This window comes from Streptomyces turgidiscabies Car8 (genome assembly GCF_000331005.1).
Classification (GTDB): domain Bacteria; phylum Actinomycetota; class Actinomycetes; order Streptomycetales; family Streptomycetaceae; genus Streptomyces; species Streptomyces turgidiscabies.
Genome location: NZ_AEJB01000268.1, coordinates 1 through 2,914 on the forward strand (window position 1 = coordinate 1; position 2,914 = coordinate 2,914).

Consider the following 2,914-nt stretch of genomic DNA (forward strand, 5'->3'; position numbering starts at 1 on the left):
CTTCTCACGATCTGGGACCGGACTCCGGAATCAGCTCCGGAACCGGGCTCCGGATCAGACCTGGCCGGCCTTCTCCAGGGCGGAGCAGCAGGTGTCGACGATCAGCCGCGTCACGAGGTACGGGTCGACGTTGGCGTTCGGGCGGCGGTCCTCGATGTAACCCTTGCCGTCCTTCTCGACCTGCCACGGGATACGGACCGAGGCGCCGCGGTTGGAGACGCCGTACGAGTACTCGTTCCACGGGGCGGTCTCGTGCAGACCGGTGAGACGGTCGTCGATGCCCGCGCCGTAGTGCTTGACGTGGTCGAGCGGCTTCGAACCCTCACCGAGGGACTCGCACGCGGTGATGATCGCGTCGTAGCCCTCGCGCATCGCCTTCGTGGAGAAGTTGGTGTGCGCACCGGCGCCGTTCCAGTCGCCCTTCACCGGCTTCGGGTCCAGCGTCGCGGAGATACCGAAGTCCTCGGCGGTGCGGTAGAGCAGCCAGCGGGCGATCCACAGCTGGTCGGAGACCTCCAGCGGGGAGACCGGACCGACCTGGAACTCCCACTGACCGGGCATGACCTCGGCGTTGATGCCGGAGATGGCGAGACCGGCCTTGAGGCAGTTCTCCAGGTGGGCCTCGACGATCTCGCGACCGAAGATCTCGTCGGCGCCGACACCGCAGTAGTAGCCGCCCTGGGGGGCCGGGAAGCCGCCCTCGGGGAAGCCGAGCGGACGGGTGCCGTCGAAGAAGGTGTACTCCTGCTCGATGCCGAAGATCGGCTCCTGAGCGGCGAACTTCGTGGCGACCTCGACCAGCGGGGCACGCGTGTTGGACGAGTGCGGCGTCATGTCGATCTCGAGGACCTCGCACATGACGAGGATGTCGTCGCCGCCACGGATCGGGTCCGGGTAGGAGGAGACCGGCTTGAGCACACGGTCCGAGGCGTGTCCTTCGGCCTGGTTCGTGGAAGACCCGTCGAAGCCCCAGATCGGCAGCTCGGCGCCCTTGGCGTCGTCGGCCATGATCTTGGTCTTGGAGCGGAGCTTGGCCGTCGGCTCGGTGCCGTCGATCCAGATGTACTCAGCCTTGAAGGTCACGGGACCATCCTTCGGGGTGGGTCTACAGGCGCACTTGCGGGTGCTGCGGCGCTGCGGCACTGGGGCGCCGCTCTTGTTGCCCGCGAGCCTGTCAACAGGGGATTTCCCGATCATTGCTCGAATGTGAACCCCGTGTTACCTGGTGTTCTTGTGGCGCGTCTCACGTGTGGAGGGGTCCATGGGGGGAAGCGCGAAACGGGCGGGTCCTGCCGCCCCTGGCCGGGAGCGACAGGACCCCTGTCCGGGCAGATGTCAGGGCCGGGACCTCACCCCACCTTCTCGATCAGCGCCCGGCGGATCAGGAACTTGCCGGGCTCGCGGACCTGCTCGAAGGCGGCGTTGTTGAGCAGCGCGCAACTGCCCGACACCGAGGTCACCTTGACCGTCGTGGACTTGTCGTTGTCCAGGTTGGTGACGCGCAACGTGGTTCCGGCGGGGAACTGGTTGCTGGACGCGGCGGGGTCCCCGCCCTCACCGGAGAGGGTGACGGTGGACCCGGCACAGACCTGTTCCCCGTCGGCGGGCACGCCGGGGACGTCCGGAGCGGCAGACGAGGCGCTCGGGGCGGGCGGCGAGGGCTGGTCGGCCGGCTGGGCGGCAGGCGGGTTGGTGGCCGGAGTGGCGGGCTGCGTGATCTGGGAGTCCTGAGCCGACTCCCCAACCACGCACCCCGACGCCTCCTGCTGCACCTTGATCTGGGCTACGACCGCGTCACGGTTCACGATCCGGGCCGCCGACTGGGCGTCAGGATTGGCCCGTTGGTCCGCGATGAACTTCTGGTTGTTGCCGAGGGCGGTGGCGAGCCCCTGGCAGACGGTCGAGTCGGCGGCGGTCTGCGCCGCGTTGGACGTGGCCGCCATGGCGAAAGCACCGCCACCCGCCACCGCGGCGGCACTCACGAACAGCGCCAGCTTCTTCTTCGTACTGACAGTTCTCCTGCGCGACATGCGCGTCTCCTGAAGAGATAGGGGAGCGTACGTCGCTATGTACGAGATACCGAACGAGGTCACTCAGAGGTCACTGGGACCACTGAAGTGACCTGCATCACTTGCCTGCTGGGCGTCGGGACAGCGCGTCCCGCACAGCCTCGTCCGTACGGGCCACGACCGCGCTGCCGTCGTCGGCGGTGATGATGGGCCGCTGGATGAGCTTCGGATGCGCGGCGAGAGCGGCAACCCACCGCTCCCGGTCCCCCTCTTCCCGGCCCCACCCCTTCACGCCCAACTCCTTGGCGACGGCTTCCTGGGTCCGGGTGATGTCCCAGGGTTCGAGGCCGAGCCGATCGAGTACGGCACGGATCTCGTCCTCGGTGGGCGTCTCCTCCAGGTAGCGGCGGACGGTGTATTCGGCGCCCTCGGCATCGAGCAGCGACAGTGCTCCACGGCACTTGGAGCAGGCCGGGTTGATCCAGATTTCCATGGGGCTCACGGTACGCGAGTGCCCTTCGAGCGAGCCCCGAAAGGCCTTGTGGCCAGGGGCGATTGTCAGTGCCGGGCGGTAGAATAGAAGCAGTGTTCGAGGGTGTCGCCGGGGGGTCCGGTGCCGCCCCGACCGCGACAGGAGGATGCCTGTGCCCACTGCCGCTCTCAAGCCGTCGCCCACCCAGTCCACCGCCAAGAGGGGGGTCCTGCTCGACCTGCCGTACGCCCCCGTGGAGAAGCGCCCGCTGCCGCCGGGGCGCCCCCGCGAGTGGTACGTCACGCACAACCGCCGGCTCAAGGCGATGCGCCTCGCGATCGCCCTGCTCGACTCCGGCGTCCACATGCCGAACCAGGCCCGCAACGAGACGATCCGCAGCGCGGCGGATCTGATCGGCGTCCACCCACCGTCG

General features: G+C 68.4%; 4 protein-coding genes. 1 reads left to right on the top strand and 3 read right to left on the bottom strand.

Annotated elements, in window-relative coordinates; genetic code table 11:
* Positions 1 to 54 precede the first annotated feature (54 nt).
* From glnII to STRTUCAR8_RS17350, 3 genes are all read right to left on the bottom strand, one after another.
* Positions 55 to 1,083 carry a glutamine synthetase gene (glnII, locus tag STRTUCAR8_RS17340; protein WP_006377116.1) on the bottom strand — a complete coding sequence of 343 codons (1,029 nt, stop codon included), beginning with the start codon at positions 1,081 to 1,083 and terminating at the stop codon, positions 55 to 57.
* 266 nt (positions 1,084 to 1,349) lie between these two features.
* The gene (locus STRTUCAR8_RS17345; RefSeq protein WP_006377114.1) at positions 1,350 to 2,030 is read right to left on the bottom strand and encodes an RlpA-like double-psi beta-barrel domain-containing protein; all 681 of its coding nucleotides are present in this window, start codon (positions 2,028 to 2,030) and stop codon (positions 1,350 to 1,352) included.
* Positions 2,031 to 2,127: 97 nt separating this feature from the next.
* Entirely contained in the window at positions 2,128 to 2,502 is a 375-nt protein-coding gene (locus STRTUCAR8_RS17350; protein ID WP_044472365.1) for an arsenate reductase family protein, read from the bottom strand.
* A gap of 151 nt (positions 2,503 to 2,653) precedes the next feature.
* On the opposite strand from STRTUCAR8_RS17350, the gene STRTUCAR8_RS17355 reads away from it, so the two are divergent.
* Positions 2,654 to 2,914 (top strand): hypothetical protein (locus STRTUCAR8_RS17355; RefSeq protein ID WP_044472366.1); only part of this gene is annotated, 261 nt, incomplete at its 3' end.